The sequence below is a fragment of the Succiniclasticum sp. genome (genome assembly GCF_056977735.1).
Window position 1 is genome coordinate 1 of the sequence record NZ_DBMCWA010000021.1, and the last position, 17,000, is coordinate 17,000.

Consider the following 17,000-nt stretch of genomic DNA (forward strand, 5'->3'; position numbering starts at 1 on the left):
CAGTTAAGCTCTCACGCGTCGAAAGTACTTGGCTGGAAGCGGCCCGGGAGGATAGATTGTTGCCGGTTAAGACAGAAGCCCCCGCACAACACGTGCGGGGGTTTTTTGCGTAAATTATCACTCTATATAATTTTCAAATGGTCATCGCACAAACTCATTTAATCAGCGTCTCCCTAAGTTTTTCCGCAGTGGTTGCATTGGGCGCATTTGCCGCTACAGCAACTGCAACAGGTTTCACTGGCACCGTTTGTGTCCGGTTTCAACGCACTGTATACTTTCTTTAAAAGTTTTGAAAATGTGTACACAAATGCTAACACGATGACTGTAAACAGAATAGCAGAGGGAAGATTCATAATAATTCTCCAATATGCGAGGGTAGGGCAGGCGTGTAAAAAGTTGCACGCCTGCTCTTTTTTGTTTGTTTACTATGCGTGTACATTTTCCTGTGGCTTTACGTACGGTTTAGCAGGACGGAAGATAAAGTACAGCGCTACTGCTACGAGGAACAATGCGATACCCTGCATGGGGCCGAAGGGAACATCGCCGATATACCAGCTTCCTAAGTTATAGAACACAAAGGCCAGGGAGTAACCCAATATAGCCTGGAAACAGATTGCGAACAGGCCCCATTTGCGGCTGCCCATTTCGCGGTAGCAGGTGGCCATCGCCACAAGGCAGGGCGGATCGAACAGGTTCAGGATCATGTAAGAGAACGCGGCCATGGGGGGCATCAGCTTGGAAAGGGATTCCATAACCTGCGCTTCTTCCGCGTCTTCCGCAGCGCCGGCCAGCATGGCCAGTACGCCGACGGCGTCTTCCTTGGCAAGGAAAGCAGCGATGGAAGCCACGGTGGCCCTCCAGTCGCCCAGGCCGATGGGGGCAAACAGCCAGGAAATGCTGTTGCCGAATACGCCCAGCATAGATTCTTCCACTTCTTCTACCATTTCGAAGCTGAAGTTATAGGTTTGCATGAACCACAGCAATACGCAGATCGGGAAAATAATCATACCGGCTTTGATGATGAAGCCCCGGGCCCGTTCCCACATGTGGATCAGCACACCTTTAATAGAAGGCATGTGGTAGGCGGGAAGTTCCATGACGAAGGGCGCCGGTTCCCCGGCAAACCAGGAGGTCTTTTTCAGTGCGATACCGGACAGCACGATGATGGCCAGGCCTAAAAAATACATACCGGGAGCCATGAAGACGGAATCCGGGAAGAAGACGGCGGTGATCATGCCGATGATTTCCGCTTTGGCGCCGCAGGGGATGAATGTGGAGAGCAGGATCGTCATGCGGCGGTCCCGTTCTTCTTCAATGGTGCGGGCGGCCATGATGGCGGGTACGCCGCAGCCCATGCCGATGAGCACGGGGATGAAGGATTTACCGGACAGGCCAAACTGACGGAAGATACGGTCCATGATGAACGCCACGCGGGCCATGTAACCGGAGTCTTCCAGCAAGGACATGAAGAAGAAGATCAATAAGATCTGGGGCACGAAGCCAAGGACTGTGCCGACGCCACCGATGATACCGTCAATGACCAGGCCGCTGAGCCATTCCGGCGCCGCCATGGATTCCAGCATGTTCGTCGCCGCGTCGGTGACGATCTCGCCGAAGAATACGTCGTTGGTCCAGTCGGTGAGCCAGCCGCCCAGCGTGGTGATGGAGATGTAATACATCAGCGTCATGATGGCAAAGAAGATGGGCAGGCCCAGAAAACGGTTGGTCACTACCTGGTCGATTTTGTCGGACATGGTCAGCGCGTGTTTTGGACGGTTTTTGGTGATGCAGGTGCCGATGATGCTGCCGATATATTCGTAACGCTGGTTGGTGATGATGCTTTCCGCGTCGTCGTCCATTTCCGTTTCGCAGTCTTTGATGTGTTCTTCCAAATGCGCCATCAGTTCCGGCGTCAGTTTCAGATCTTCCAGTACCTGTCCATCCCGTTCAAACAGTTTGATGGCATACCAGCGAAGGTTCTTTTTGTCTACCTTGTCGCTGATGCTTTCTTCTATGTGGGCCAGCGCATGCTCCACGCTGCCTTTAAATACGTGGGGCAGTTCCGGCGTTTTGAATACCTGATGATTCTCCGCTACCTTTACCGCCGCTTCGGCAACGTCCAGGCAGCCCTTGCCTTCCAGCGCGCTAATGGGATAGACCGGGGCGCCGATTTCCGCAGACAGCTTCTGCAGGTTGATGGCGTCGCCGTTTTTGTTTACCAGGTCCATCATGTTGATGGCGATGACCACGGGGAGGCCTACTTCGATCAATTGCGTGGTCAGGTACAAGTTTCGTTCCAAGTTGGTGCCGTCGATGATGTTCAGGATTACGTCCGGCTTTTCGTTGATCAGGTATTTACGGGTGACGGTTTCTTCCAGGGTGTAGGGGGAAAGGGAATAAATACCGGGTAAATCCTGGATAATGACATTGTCATGGCCTTTCAGGCGGCCTTCCTTTTTTTCCACGGTGACGCCGGGCCAGTTGCCCACGTACTGGGAACTGCCGGTGAGTTCGTTGAACAGCGTTGTCTTCCCACAGTTGGGGTTGCCGGCTAATGCGATTTTAATATCCATAATTCTTTTGCTCCTGTTTTCTTTTGGCTTCGCGGTTGCGCATTGCTTGCAGCGCTATTGCGAAGGGTAACATTAATCTGTCTTCACGGCGTTACGTTTCGCTGTGCGGCCGCGAAACAGATTTTACGAAAATGCATTTTGAATCAGCTGTTTTACTGTACTTCAATACTTTCCGCTTCGTTCTTGCGGATGGACAGTTCATAGCCGCGTACGTTTAATTCCATGGGATCCCCCAAGGGTGCAATCTTTACTACTTTAATCTCGACACCTTTGGTGATGCCCATGTCCATGATGCGGCGGCGAAGTTTACCTTCTCCCTTTAGTTTGGTGACGGTGCAGACGCCGCCTACCGGGACTTCATTCAATGTCATTTGTATTCTCCTCTCTGTGTTTTATTTATTTATATTTTTTTATACGTACGGTTTAATTGTTCCACGATCGTTCTGGATGCAATGCGGCTACAGCGTGCCGTCAGGGCTGTAGCGCAAATAGTATCGTCAAATAGTTCAGTACATGATTCGTCTGGCCATGGACTCGTCCAAAGCTACCCGGGAGTCCCGCACCTGCAAGATCATATTGCCTCCCATGCGGGTCACCACAGTAATTTTTGTACCGACAGTAAAGCCCATTTCTGCCAGATGCAGACGAGTGGCGTCATTGCCGGAGATTTTTTTGATTTCAATTACTTCGCCTTCCTGCGCAGTAGGAAGTGGTAACATGATAAGGACCTCCTCGTATAATTAGAAAGTTAGAAACGGATAACCGAATAGTAGATAAAGTCCATCCGGTCGTATTGTTTGGGATGTTTACACGTTGAAATGGTTTGGCAATGGATTCTGTGCAAACCGAACTATTAGCTAATGCTAACTTACAAGTAAAAATTTTGCCCTGGCTAAACAGACGAAATGACTTGTTAGCCAAGACTAACCAAATGATACATCAATGAAAATAGTTTGTCAAGGCTAACTGAAAAAATAGAATTATAAATGATTGTCTGCAGTGGTGATTAGAGTCTGGGGAATACTGAAAAAAATAATTCTTGACATGGACTTATCCTCAACAGGTATAATAAATACAGAAATATAATAGTTATGTCATGTAATACTATGGATGGCTTGCTTAAAACGAATAACAAAAAGGAAAGATTGTTGGAACAGTGTGTTCATATGAAAAGGGAGGAAGCATCATGGAAAAATCAAAGGTTTATTTTACGGATTTCCGGGTACAGGTTGGAGTAAGCCTTCTGCAGAAGCTGAAAACACTCTGCCTTGTGGCGGGCATTAAGAAGATTGATATGGAAGGCAAGTTTGTCGCTATCAAAATGCATTTCGGCGAATTGGGCAACATGGCGTTCCTGCGTCCCCAATACGCAAAGGTGGTTGCTGATCTGGTTAAGGAGCAGGGCGGTATCCCGTTCCTGACGGACTGCAACACACTGTATCCGGGCAGCCGCCGGCATGCGCCGGAACATATGGACTGCGCTAATCTGAACGGTTTTAATCCAACCACAACTGGCTGTCAGATTATCATTGGGGACGGTCTCCGGGGAACGGACGAAGTGGAAGTCCCGGTTAAAAATGGTGAGTTTGTAGAGAAAGCGAAAATCGGCCGCGCCATCATGGACGCGGATGTGTTTATCAGTCTGGCCCATTTCAAAGGGCACGAAATGACCGGCTTTGGCGGGGCGCTGAAGAATATCGGCATGGGCTGTGGCAGCCGGGCTGGCAAGATGGAACAGCATTCCTCAGGAAAGTGTGTCGTGGATGAAGCATTGTGCCGGGGCTGCCGTCGTTGTGCGAAGGAATGCGGTTCCAACGCTATTACCTATGAAAACAACAAAGCACATATCGATCAGGATATCTGCAAAGGCTGCGGCCGCTGTATCGGCGCCTGTACCTTCAATGCCATCAGTAACGAAGAATGGGACGCCGGCGACAAGCTGGACTGCAAGATGGCGGAATACGCCCAGGCCGTATGTCAGGACCGTCCCTGCTTCCATATCAACCTGGCCATGGACATTTCCCCCAACTGCGACTGTCACGGCGATAACGACGCAGCGATTCTTCCAAATATCGGCATGTTCGCTTCCTTCGACCCGGTGGCTCTGGATCAGGCCTGCGTAGATGCGTGCCAGAAAACAGCGCCTATGCCAAACAGCCAGCTCAGCGATAACCTGGCGAAACCGGACTGGAAGCACTACCACGATCATTTCATGGACAGTAATCCCCATGTTCATTGGAAGGAAACGCTGGAACATGCAGAAAAGATTGGTATGGGTACAAGGGAATACGAACTGATCAAAGTGAAATAAAAAGGATGTGCCGAAATGCTGAAAGTATATTGCTACAGTAAATGTTCAACCTGTAAAAAGGCTCTGAAATGGCTTGAAGAGAAGAAAATCAAACACGAAGTGCTTGATATTAAAGCCGACCATCCAGATGAAGAAACGCTTCGGAAGTATTATGCTGTGAGCGGGCTTCCGTTGAAACGTTTCTTCAACACCAGCGGTATGCAATACCGCAATCTGGAACTGTCAAAAAAGCTGCCGGATATGGGCGAAGACGAGCAATTCCGTCTTCTCGCCGGCGACGGGATGCTGGTGAAGCGTCCGCTTCTGGTTGGAAAAGATTTTGTGCTGACGGGTTTTAAACAGGAGGAATGGGAAAAGAAGCTTTTGTAAGCCTCTTTAAAAGGAATTACAGCGGCTCATCAGAGCCAGAACTCTGCAAACAGTCGTGGTAGTATTTCCACGACTGTTTTGATATAATGGAAAGAAAATAGGGAATCACTGATTAAAGGAGTTTGTGTGATGCCTGGCAGACTTGCAGGCGAAAGAATCGATGGTTTCTTAAAGATTGTGAGGGGACATATATGCGTTATTACACTGTTATGGTCAATGGGGAAGAAAGAGTTGCCGTCAGTCGGGACGGAATCGGATTGTTTATATTAGAGGCGTTTGCGGACATGAATGCACTGATTGCTGCCGGAGGTATTACAGATTTCCCGGAAGATGCGCAAAAGATTTCTGCCGGCGGCGTAAAGCTGCTTTCACCTATCCCGCAGCCTCGGCAGGACGTGTTGTGTCTGGGGATCAATTACACGGCCCACGCGGCAGAAGCGGAGCGTTTTTCAAAAGAAAGCTTCGGCGGGGATCGCCCGTACCCCATTTTCTTTTCTAAACGGGTGGCGTATTCCCAGGGAACGGATGCGCCTATTCCCGCATACACAGGGCTTGTGGATTCGCTGGACTATGAATGCGAACTGGGCGTCGTGATTGGTAAAGACGCGAAGAATGTGAAGAAGGAAAATATACAGGATTATATTTTCGGTTATACCATTGTCAACGATGTGAGCGCCCGGAATTTGCAGACAAGGCACAAGCAGTGGTACTTCGGTAAGAGTCTGGACGGGTTTACGCCTATGGGTCCCTGTATTGTTTCTGCTGATGAATTTGCTTTTCCGCCCAAGCGAAGGATCGCCTGCAGAGTAAACGGGGAACTGCGGCAGGATTCCAATACGGCTAACCTGATTACCGGCATTGCGGATATAATCGTCATGCTGAGCGAAGGCATGACTCTGAAAGCCGGAACGGTGATTGCAACCGGAACCCCGGCGGGCGTGGGCATGGGCATGAAGCCGCCCACCTTCTTAAAGTCCGGCGACGTGGTGGAGTGTGAAATCGAAGGCATCGGCGTATTGCGGAATTATATTGAAGGGTAACGACGGTTATCTCAGGGAAACCGTTTCGTGACTGCATTCGCAAGAACATCGTCTGGTGTCCTGGTTTAGGAAAGAAGATTATGCAAAAAGCTCATCAGCGCTGGGTCATGCATGTGGACATGGATGCTTTCTATGCATCTGTGGAAGTATTGGACAATCCAAAATTAAAAGGCCTGCCTGTAATCGTAGGCGGACGTTCCGCCCGGGGTGTGGTTTCTACCTGTTCGTATGAAGCGCGCAAATTCGGCGTCCATTCCGCCATGCCGTTATTTGAAGCGAAACGGTTATGCCCGCAGGGTATCTATGTGCCTGTACGTATGAAGCGTTATGCAGAAATGTCGGCCAAAATCATGACGATTTTCCGGGAAACATCACCGCTGGTGGAGCAGCTTTCCATAGATGAAGCTTTTTTGGATTTAACCGGTATGGAACGGCTGGGCGGCGCGGAGACCATTGCCCATCAGGTGCAGGACCGGATACAGGAAGAACTGAAACTCAGCGCGTCTGTGGGGCTGGCTCCCAATAAATTCCTTGCCAAACTTGCCTCGGATATGCGCAAGCCTCACGGTTTTGTGAGAATTACGCCGGAAGATGCTGCCGGACTTCTGGCTCCTTTGCCTGTTACCAGAATTTTCGGGATCGGCCGCAGCGCTGAAGAGAAACTGAAACAGTTTGGTATTGAAAGGATCGGGCAGCTTGCAACGGCAGATATAATAATACTCCGCCAGGTGTTCGGAATTAATGCGGAACAGGTAAAACGGCTGGCATGGGGCCTGGATGACAGACCGGTCGTCAGTGAAGAAGAAGCGAAATCCATTGGCAGGGAAAATACGTTTGACATAGATCTGACGGATATGGATTCCTGCCGGGAGGAAGTGCTGGATCTGTGCGGGCAGGTGGGTTGGCGCCTGCGCCGGGTGCATCTGGCAGGACACACGGTCACATTGAAGGTGAAGTTCGCCGATTTCCGGACTATTACCCGGAGCGCCACAGGCGACAGACTGGTTGCATGGGATGAGGATATTTTCCTTTTGGCAGAGCAGATGCTGCGGAAGATTAATGTAAAGCCGGGCGTCCGGCTGTTGGGCGTGTCGGTGAGTAATCTGTTCCGTCCGGAGGATGAGCCGGTGCTGGGGTTTGAGGAGAATGAGCGGATGCAGAAACGCAATCAGGCAATCGACGCCCTGAAAAGCAAATTCGGGGAAAACATCATCAAACGGGGTATTGCGGGGAAGAAGAAATAAAAAATTATCAATTCATAGTTAAACGGTGATTCGTGTGAAACAGAGCAAAGGATTCTATAAGACTTTAATGACAGTTTTGCTGGCGCTGGCATTTAGTATGTTAGCGCTTGTGTTCGGCATGTTGCTCCTTGGCTGCGGGAATGGAGCGAATAAAGCGGACTCCGGCAAGAGTGCGGAGCGTTATACTGCCTTAGCGAAAGCAGATGCGTTTAATCTCCGGCAGGTGATTACGGCAGACAGTACTTCGTCGCGTACGATTATGTGGCAGTCGGAAGCGGAGAATAAGGATGCCTTCGTGGAATATCGGGTAACAAAGGATAAGAATGCAGCCCTTCAAACGCAAAAGGAATACATCAACGATAGGTTTACCGACAACGGAAAGACTACCTTCGTCCATACGGTGGTTCTGCAAAATCTGCAACCCGGTACGGAATATGAATACCGCCTGGGGTATGAAAACAGGCGCAGTCAATGGTACGGCCTGAACACGGCAAACAGCAACAACAACTACAAAGCGCTGATTTTTCCGGACAGCCAGAGCGCCAAGTATAAAGCCTGGGAAGATGTGGCCATGCCGGCCTGGCAGCGCAACAGGGACGCTCAATTCTTCATCACTATGGGAGATCTGGTGGACAACGGCGAACACGCTTACCAGTGGAACGAATGGTTTACCCGTATCGGGCCCATGATCACCCGGATTCCCGCGGCGACTGTTATGGGTAATCACGAAACTTACACCATGGACTGGAAGGTGCGGATGCCCCAGGCATATTTGCATTATTTCCAACTGCCGGGGGGAGTACCGGAATCCTACAAAAACCAGTTTTATTCGTTTGATTACGGCGATGTGCATTATGTTGTGCTGAATACCCAGATGCGGGAGATGGAAGAATTCCAACCCGGACTGCTGCAGGACCAGCTGGCCTGGTTTAAAGCGGACATGGAAAAAACAAAGAAAAAATGGAATGTGGTGCTGATGCACAAAGATGTGTTGCAGTATGGCTTCCTGACTCGTAAAACGCCAAGAGAAGAAGGCTTTTCCGAAGAAGGGAAAACCTTTATGCCATTGTTCGACAAATATAACGTGGATGTGGTGCTGACTGCCCATCTGCATACCTACAGGAACCGGGGACATATTTATAATTTTAAGAGGGACACAAAAGGTCCGCTGTATATCCTCACCGGGGTAGCAGGGGATGTGCGGTATCCAAACCTGTGGAGACGTCATTCGCTGGACGTTTCCATTGCGCCCCAGCCGGAAACGAATAATTATATGGTGATGGAAGCTTCATCGGACAAATTAGTGTTCAGCTGCTATCTGCCGGATGGGACGAAGATTGACGAAGCAGAAGTAAAAAAATGAGAACGTGACATTTCCGGCAGACTTGCAGCCGAAAGTCGCAACGTTTTTTGTATAAAAAAAGGTTGCTGTGAAAAAATGTAATAACCAAGCAACCTTTTTATGATATAATAAAATATTATAGAAGTTTTAAGAAGGAAATTTACATAGAAACCGGAAAGAGAGGACCTGAGATGTCACTGAAAATTAGTTCAAAACCAGACGGAACTACTGTTACACTGAAACTGGTGGGCAGGCTCAGCGCGGTAGAAGCCCAAGAGTTTAATCAGACTTTTCCTGAACTCGTGCAGGGGATGCAGGAAGTCCTTTTGGATTTTTCTGAAGTGGAATACATATCTTCCATGGGGTTACGGTCTCTGTTTATGGCCCGGAAAGTTATGACCCGGCAGGGCGGGCAGATTAAAATACTGAACCCTGCGCCGGAGGTAATGGAAGTGTTTGAAGCGACCAGCTTTGATAATATCATTACCATTATCCGCGGAAGCGGGGAAACCGCGACCCGGTTTTATCCCCTGCGTCCCATCCAGCGCTGGATGGTGGACACGCATTTTATGAAAGCTAAGTCTACCATGATGAATGCAGGCGCCTTGATCCGGCTGGATCCCTCTGTGGATATGGAGCGGCTGGCCGGGGTGTTAAACGATATATTTGCGGCATATGATATTTTCCGCTGCCGTCTGATCATCAACCCGGAAACGGGGGATATCTGCCAGCGCTTTGACGGAGAGATTACCAAGGTCGTTGTGGAGACGCTTTCCGACGAAGCCTTTGAACAGCGGAAGCAGGAGGTAAAGCTGCCCTATGAACTGATCGACCATCCGTTGTACCGCGCTTACCTTATGATTACTTCTACGGCCAAGTATTTTTATGCTGATTTCTATCACGCTATCCTGGATGGCGCGGCGCTTGCCATGTTATTCTGCCGTGAAGTGGACAAACGCTATACGAAGCCGGAACGGTTTGGCAAAAATACCAGTCAGCCGTCCAGCTATGCGGAATATATCCTGGAGGAGTCGCAGCTTTCCGAAGAGGAGCTGCGGGAGGGGCATACGTACTGGCGAAACATGCTGGCGGATTTTGACGAAAAACGGCATTTGCCGCCCCCGGATGTGACCGGGGAAAGCGAAACGCCGGATCATGAGATCGAAGTGCCGTTCCCAATCATTGATAAGCATTTCTTCCGGGGCAAGAACTTTTCCGAGAATACGTTCTTTATGGGCGCGTCCCTGCTGGCACTGGCAAAATCCGCGGGCAGCCGGGAAGCAATTATGGGATGGGTCCATAACGGGCGCGTGACCTCGGCGGAACGGCGCCTGATGGGGCTGATGCTGGACCAGTTCCCCATCCGCTGGGATTTTACGGAAGATATTACCGCGGAAGCCTACCTTGAGGGGCTGGAACAGAAAGTGAAGCAGAGCATGCAGTATCGCAAGAGCCTGGATATTGTGTATGGGGATGGGCTGGAAGACGAATGCGCCACCTTTATCCTGCAGAAGGGCGTCATGGGCCGCCGGGGCGAGATGATCCTGTGCGGAGCGGAAGCAGAAATAGTGGAAATGCCTTCCAATGAAATTTCTGCGGCGGAGAATACACTGGATATTGAAATGAACTCCCATGAAGACGGTTCGTATTCCCTGGTGCTGGATTATGACAACAACCTGTACAGCGAGGCAGCCATGCGGCGCTTTGCGGAGATTATGAAATTAATGGTCGTTGCCCTTCAGGACGGGGACTGTGTGGTAACGGGACTGCTGAAATGATCCGGAATTTCCGGTACAGGTAATAAAACAAGAGAGGCATTATAATATATATGGATAAACAGGAATGGCGTACAACTTATTTCAACTCGGAACTGCCGGACTGTCTGCCGCTTCCCGAGTTACGGGAAACAGAAGGCGGAACAGGGAACCGGTTTGCGCTTCCGCTGGATGCATGTCCGGAAGAGTCCGAACTGGCGGCTACGGCGCTGTATCTGCTGGGCGTGTACGGCGGACTTAACGAAGCAGGACTGCTGATATGGAATGGGAACGGCTATCAGCCGCTGCGGCAGGAATGGAAACCGGATATGACGCCCGGTCAGCTGACGGAACAGACAAAGACCATGCTGCAGGAAGGCGCAGCCTTTGCCTGGGAAGCAGAAGAAGCTGCCGGGGTTCTGGGAGTGGAAGCCGGTCGGCGCGTGGCCTTTTCCCTGACGGGGGAGATTCCACCGGCACAGTGTGAAGGGCTGGCGCTGGCATTTCATCTTGCAGCCGGGCAAATCGTTGTTTCCTATGACAGTTCCCTTTATACGGAATCGTTTATCAAGGTGATGGCCCTTTCCTGGCGGGAAATCATCCTCAGCTTTCCAACTGCCGGGACGCTGGCCGGCGTTCGCATTACGGCAGAAGAAACCATGGCCGTTCTGGACCGTTTTAATGAAACGGTCCATGCTTATGACAAAACCACCACCATCATTGAACAGTTCTGTGCCCGGGCTGCAGAGTATCCGGACAATATGGCGGTGGCTTACGAGGAAAAAATGTATACGTATGCCAGAGTACAGAATCTGGCATACCGTCTGGCAGGCTATGTATCCCGGCAGGGATTGGGCCGCGGGGATGTGGTAGCGGTGTTCATCCCCCGTTCCGAATATATGGTAATTGCGTCCCTGGGCGTACTGCGGGCCGGGTGCGCCTATGAGCCCCTGGATCCCAACTATCCGGATGAACGCCTGTCATTTATGGTGAAAGATGCCGGCGCCCGGCTTATCATTATTGCAGATGAACTGATGCCGCGGCTACAGAACTTTACGGATTTTGACGGCACGGTCCTGCGGGTGTCGGAGATTCCTGCCCTGCCGTTACCGGATGCCGCTGCGCTGGCGGAGATACAGATGCCGCAACCGGACGATCTGTTTATGCTGATCTATACGTCCGGTACGACCGGCGTGCCTAAAGGGGTCCGCCTGTTACAGAAGAATCTCATGGCATATGTTGCCTGGTACCGGCGTTATTTCGGAGCTACAGAAAAATTCCGTGTAACCTGTTATAACAGCTACGGCTTCGACGGATCTCTGGCGGATATGTATCCGGCCCTTACGGTAGGCGCGGGGATCGTGGTGATCCCGGAAGAAAAGAAGCTGGATCTGCCGGCCCTGGCAGAGATCATCAACCGGCATCATATTGTGGTTGCGGATCTGCCGGCCCAGGTGGGACGCCAGTTTGCCCTGACCATGGACTGCCCGGAACTGAAGTACATTGTGGTAGGCGGGGAAACGCTGGTTCCCTTTAAGCCGGTCCATCCCTATATCGTGGCCAATGAATACGGGCCCACGGAAGCTACGGTTTCCATCACCTGTTATAAAATGACGAAATATGAGCCGGATATCCCCATCGGTACGCCCATGGATAATACGGCTATCTATATGGTAGATACCTGCGGACGGCGGGTGCCTCCCGGCGCCCTGGGCGAACTCTGGGTGGCAGGGGTCCAGGTGGCAGGCGGTTACCTGAACCGGCCGGAGAAAACGAAAGAGGCTTTCGTGCCCAACCCGTTTTCCCGGGATTCGGAGTATGACACAGCGTACCGTACCGGGGACATGGCCCGCTACCGTCAGGACGGGAACATTGAGTTTATCGGCAGGCGGGACGGTCTGGTGAAGATCCGCGGGTTCCGGGTGGAACTGGCGGAAGTGGAAGGGGTCGTACACGATTTCCCTGCTGTGAAGGATGCGGCTGTCGTAGCCTGCGACAACCCGGCAGGCGGTAAATTCATCGCTGCCTATGTGGTGGCGGATGCGCCGGTTGACCGGCAAGCGCTGGCATCCTTTATCCGGGAACGGAAACCGCCCTACATGGTACCGGCGGCCATCGTACAGCTGGATGCCATTCCCCGGAACCAGAACGGCAAACTGGACAGGCGGGCCCTGCCGCAACCGGAAGTATATGTGACAGAAACGCCCTATGTGGCGCCGAAAAATGATACGGAAGCGCAGCTGGCAAAAGGCTTTGCCGTGGCATTAGGCATGGAAAAGGTCAGCGCGGAAGAGGACTTTTTCGAAGCCGGCGGCGACAGCCTCAGCGTGGTACGCCTTTTAGCCGAATGCCGCGACCTGAAGCTGAATTTTAATCTTGTTTTTGAAGGAAAGACGCCGGCCGGTATTGCGAAGCTGGTAGGACAGCGGGAAGAAAAGAGCCGCCTCCGGACGGTGAAACAGGATACCCATTTCTTCGGTCCGCTTCAGGAACTGCATTACCAGTGGGGCAACGACCTGGAAGAAGGGTTCGGCCTGCACTGCGACGCCCATGTATATCTGGCGCCGGAGACCGATCTGGACCGGCTGGCGGATGCCATCGAAAAAACGCTGCTGGCCCATCCCGCCGTGGATGCAAGGCTGACGGCCGCTGCCGACGGCACGCTTCGCTGGAAGGACGGCGACCTTGCCAATCTGAAGCCGGTTATCGAGTCCCTTTCCCGTCAGGAATATGAAGCCCTGAAACCCGGCCTGCGCCAGCCCATGAACCGGCCGGAGACCCGTATGTTCGTCATGCGCCTTTTTGCGATTACAGAAGCAGACGGCGCCGTGGCGAAAGAGTTCTACTTTGACTTCCTGCATCCCATCATCGACGGGGATTCCATCAATCTCTTCCTGGAAGATGTGGACGCGGCGTACCGGGGTGAAACGGTGCAGGCGGAAGAGTACAGCATCTTTGATTATTATGACGATATCGAGGACGCGCTGGGTACGCCGGAATATGAGAAAGAACAGAAGTGGAATGAAGAATTCATCCGTTCCTTTACGGAACATGCCGGGGAACTTCCCGGCGATCTGGATCCAAAGGATGATAATATTACAAAAGACATTACGGTTCCGTTGCATATTGATCTGACGGCCGTAGATGCCTTTACCAAAGCAAACGGCGTTACCGACGGTTCCATTCTGGCCGCGGCCTTCGGCCTGTTGCAGAGTCTTGCAAACGGGGAAAAGGCCTCGGCGGTCCTTACCATTTACAACGGACGGGACGATATCCGGTATGAACGGACCATGGGCGCCATTTACCGGCATTATCCGCTGTGCGTTCGCTGGCAGGACGACCTGAAGGCGTCGCAGTTTGTGAAAGACACGCAGGAAAACATCCTGCTGTGCCGTCGCCATGCCCTGTACGAAGGAGACGCCGTGCCGCTGATCGCCGCGTTCTCGTATCAGGGGGAAGATAATGACGGCGACTTTGATTTTTGCGGCGGCAAGGCCCGGTATGAGGAAATTGAAGATTTTGAAGATGAAATTTTTGAATTCTTCCTGCATCGCCGTAAAGACGATTTCTATGTGAATCTGACTTACAATACGCTGGAATACAGCGAAGCGTTTATCGACCGCTTCCTGAAAAATTATACGGCTGCCATTCATGGTCTGGCAGCAGGCAAGACCCTCGGAGAAATCGTAAAGGAGAATCTGCGTGGATAAAACGGTAGATTATGCTTATTTTACCCGGAAGATGTTTATACGCTCGGTTCTTCCGGCGCCGCTGGCTGCCATCGGACTGGCGCTGGCGGAAATCGGCGATACGATTCTGGTGGGTCATGCCATCGGTATGGACGGGCTGGCTGCCATCGGGTTCATTTCCCCGCTGTTCCTTCTGACAACGTTCTTCGTGTTTGGCCTTTCCATGGGCGGCGCCATTGTTTACAGCAATCTGATGCACGAGGGAAAGAAGGAAGACGCTTCGGGTATTTTCAACTTCTTTCTCCGGCTCAGCCTGGTAATCGGTTTTATCATCTCGGCAGGGGGCATTCTGTTTGAAGACCAGGTACTGGCTTTTCTGGGCACCAGCCCTGAAGACGGGGCCGTGTACCGGATGGCGAAGGATTATATCTTTTATATCCTTCTGGGGGCTCCCTTTGAGATCCTGATGGAAGTGTTTACCGCTTACCTGCGCAATGACGACGCGGATTCTTTTTCCACTACGGTGCAGAGCGCTACCGGGATCGTCAACCTCATAATCAGCGCGTTGCTGTTGCTGTTCTTTGACTGGGGCATTGCCGGCTGCAGTTTTGGATTCTTTATTTCCAATTTCGTGGCGGTGCTGCTCTGCATTGTGTATATCATCGCGCACCCGAAAGGAAACCTGCGGCTGCAGCGTAAGGCGGCTTCGTTCAGGGAAGCGGTTAAGCCCCTGCGCCTGGGGTTCGCTACCTCTTCGGAGTACATCTTTGACGCCGTCTTTTCCCTGATTGTCATCCATCTGCTGTCAGGCATGGCGGGGACGGAAGGCGTGGCTGTGTTCAGCATCATTGAAAACCTGTCGGTGTTGTTTATCTTCCTGTATGAGTTTATCGGCAAGACTTCCCAGCCGCTGTTTTCCACGTTTTTTGCGGAATGTAATTTCAGGGAACTGCACCGGGTCTTCCGGTATGCGCTGTCATATTCCCTGGTGCTGGGCGTGCTGGCTATGGTTCTTGTCATGGTCTGGCCCCAGATACTGGACCTGCTTTTCGGCTTGGAGGGCGTGGAGGATGTGAACAAAGCCTACTACGCGGCCCGGGTCTTCTGCGGCGGTTCCGTGATCATGGGCGTGGCCCTGCTGCTGCAGAACTATTTCCAGTCGGAAGAGGACGAGTGGGGGGCTTTCCTGGTGGTGTTTATGCGCCGTCTGGGCGCCAGCCTGCCGATTGCCCTTGTGCTGGCAGAATACGGATTTCACGCGTTCTGGTTTGTGTATCCCCTGGCGGAAGTTGCGACGCTGATCGTGCTTTATTTTTATAAACGCAGCCGGGGCGAACGCCATGCGGTGGATCCGGCCCGGGTGTACAGTACGGCCTTTCTGGGCAGGGTGGCGGATGTGGCGGCCCAGATCGACAGCGCGGAAGCCTTTGCGAAAACCTGGGGCGTGGGGGAGAAAACCTGTAATACCCTGCGTCTGGCCATGGAGGAGATCTGCGGCCTGATGAATGAACGGGCGGCCAGACAGGAAGGCGATCCCCTGCTGAGCCAGCTGACCCTGATCGCCAACGGGGACGGGACATTGACCCTGCATCTCCGGGACGACGGGCAGGAGCTGGATCCCTTCCGGTTATCTGTGGAACAGGGTGACACGGCATCGAAGCCGATGGAAGACATCGACGTGCGGGCTTTGGGCCTGCATGCGGTGAAGACCCATGTCCGTCAGTATCTGTACCGTAACTATCATGGATTTAATACCATCACGCTGACCGTGTGAGACGGAAACGATGGTATGGATCATAACCTGGTAAACGAAGCAGCGGGGCAAAACGACGGCCTCATGCGCAAATTTATTTTATGTGATATTTATTCATAAAAGGAGCGAAACCAATGGACAAAGAGTTTTTACAGAAAGAAACCAAAGGCCCCAACGGTTGGACGGTCTGGAGCGTGAGCGGACGCATTGATATGGTGACGGCGGATGCGGCCAGCGCTATGGGGGAAGACATTGTTCTCCGTAATCCGAAGACGGTTTTGGACATGTCGGAAATGGATTACCTTTCCAGTGCCGGTCTCCGGGTTCTGTTGCGCCTGAATAAGCTTTCGAAAAAGAACAGTAAAGTGTTTTCCCTGGCCGGGCCTTCCGGCATCGTAAAATCCGTGCTGGAAGACAGCGGCATGGACGCCTTGTTTACGATATATGCTTCCCTGAATGAGTTGGACTGACGGAGGTGCTGGTCCTATGGCAGACGCAAAGAGCGGAAGCTGGAAACGGTACGACGCCGATATGAATTGGTATGAACGCATCCGGGGTGAAGTTCTGGCTGCTGCGGAAGAAGCCGGCCTGTCTCCGAAGCAACGGCTGCGGCTGGAGCTTGGCTTTGAAGAGATCCTGGTGAATATTATTTCCTACGCATATGAGTACCCCGGTTTTGTCTGGGTAAAGACGTCAGAAGAAGACGGATGTTTCCGTCTGGAATTTGCCGATCATGGCAAACCTTTTGACCCGCTGGAGAAAGACCGCCGCCCCCCGGCCGATATTCCGGTTGAAGAACGGAACCCCGGGGGATACGGTATTTTTCTTGTGAAAAAGAATTTCAAATCCGTAGAATATAAGTATGAAGAGCTGTTTGGGCATATGGCCAACCACTTGTCCCTGGTGCTTGATAAACAGTAATTAA

The 17,000-nt window shown here is 51.9% G+C and carries 13 protein-coding genes; 10 read left to right on the forward strand and 3 right to left on the reverse strand.

The genetic code is table 11. The annotated features are described in order from the left end of the window. Window positions 1-425: 425 nt before the first annotated feature. The 3 genes from feoB to ACZOWY_RS10615 form a co-directional block, all read right to left on the reverse strand. Window positions 426-2,573 carry a ferrous iron transport protein B gene (gene feoB / locus ACZOWY_RS10605; RefSeq protein WP_484397350.1) on the reverse strand — a complete coding sequence of 716 codons (2,148 nt, stop codon included), beginning with the start codon at window positions 2,571-2,573 and terminating at the stop codon, window positions 426-428. 152 nt (window positions 2,574-2,725) lie between these two features. Further along, the gene (locus ACZOWY_RS10610) at window positions 2,726-2,944 is read right to left on the reverse strand and encodes a FeoA family protein (RefSeq protein WP_484397353.1); all 219 of its coding nucleotides are present in this window, start codon (window positions 2,942-2,944) and stop codon (window positions 2,726-2,728) included. A gap of 135 nt (window positions 2,945-3,079) precedes the next feature. Next, complete coding sequence (locus tag ACZOWY_RS10615; RefSeq protein ID WP_484397358.1) at window positions 3,080-3,292, reverse strand: FeoA family protein; 213 nt, start codon at window positions 3,290-3,292, stop codon at window positions 3,080-3,082. Window positions 3,293-3,759: 467 nt separating this feature from the next. On the opposite strand from ACZOWY_RS10615, the gene ACZOWY_RS10620 reads away from it, so the two are divergent. The 10 genes from ACZOWY_RS10620 (at window position 3,760) to ACZOWY_RS10665 (ending at window position 16,996) form a co-directional block, all read left to right on the forward strand. Next, the gene (locus ACZOWY_RS10620) at window positions 3,760-4,884 is read left to right on the forward strand and encodes a DUF362 domain-containing protein (protein WP_484397363.1); all 1,125 of its coding nucleotides are present in this window, start codon (window positions 3,760-3,762) and stop codon (window positions 4,882-4,884) included. Between the two features lie 15 nt (window positions 4,885-4,899). Continuing rightward, window positions 4,900-5,253, forward strand: coding sequence for an arsenate reductase family protein (locus ACZOWY_RS10625; RefSeq protein ID WP_484397366.1), 354 nt, complete (start codon window positions 4,900-4,902; stop codon window positions 5,251-5,253). Window positions 5,254-5,444: 191 nt separating this feature from the next. Next, on the forward strand, window positions 5,445-6,293 hold the full coding sequence (locus tag ACZOWY_RS10630; protein ID WP_484397370.1) for a fumarylacetoacetate hydrolase family protein: 849 nt from the start codon (window positions 5,445-5,447) through the stop codon (window positions 6,291-6,293). Window positions 6,294-6,373: 80 nt separating this feature from the next. After that, window positions 6,374-7,537, forward strand: coding sequence for a DNA polymerase IV (locus ACZOWY_RS10635; RefSeq protein WP_484397376.1), 1,164 nt, complete (start codon window positions 6,374-6,376; stop codon window positions 7,535-7,537). 97 nt (window positions 7,538-7,634) lie between these two features. Then, the gene (locus ACZOWY_RS10640; RefSeq protein ID WP_484397380.1) at window positions 7,635-8,900 is read left to right on the forward strand and encodes a purple acid phosphatase family protein; all 1,266 of its coding nucleotides are present in this window, start codon (window positions 7,635-7,637) and stop codon (window positions 8,898-8,900) included. Between the two features lie 170 nt (window positions 8,901-9,070). Then, complete coding sequence (locus ACZOWY_RS10645; protein WP_484397385.1) at window positions 9,071-10,657, forward strand: anti-sigma factor antagonist; 1,587 nt, start codon at window positions 9,071-9,073, stop codon at window positions 10,655-10,657. A 50-nt stretch (window positions 10,658-10,707) separates the two neighbouring features. Continuing rightward, window positions 10,708-14,343: a non-ribosomal peptide synthetase gene (locus tag ACZOWY_RS10650; protein WP_484397391.1), complete on the forward strand. Its 3,636-nt coding sequence runs from the start codon at window positions 10,708-10,710 to the stop codon at window positions 14,341-14,343. Next, complete coding sequence (locus tag ACZOWY_RS10655; protein WP_484397397.1) at window positions 14,336-16,096, forward strand: MATE family efflux transporter; 1,761 nt, start codon at window positions 14,336-14,338, stop codon at window positions 16,094-16,096. Before ACZOWY_RS10650 ends, ACZOWY_RS10655 begins: the two co-directional genes overlap by 8 nt. A 113-nt stretch (window positions 16,097-16,209) precedes the next feature. Beyond that, window positions 16,210-16,545, forward strand: coding sequence for an STAS domain-containing protein (locus ACZOWY_RS10660; protein ID WP_484397401.1), 336 nt, complete (start codon window positions 16,210-16,212; stop codon window positions 16,543-16,545). Between the two features lie 16 nt (window positions 16,546-16,561). After that, the gene (locus ACZOWY_RS10665) at window positions 16,562-16,996 is read left to right on the forward strand and encodes an ATP-binding protein (protein WP_484397405.1); all 435 of its coding nucleotides are present in this window, start codon (window positions 16,562-16,564) and stop codon (window positions 16,994-16,996) included. Window positions 16,997-17,000: the final 4 nt, after the last annotated feature.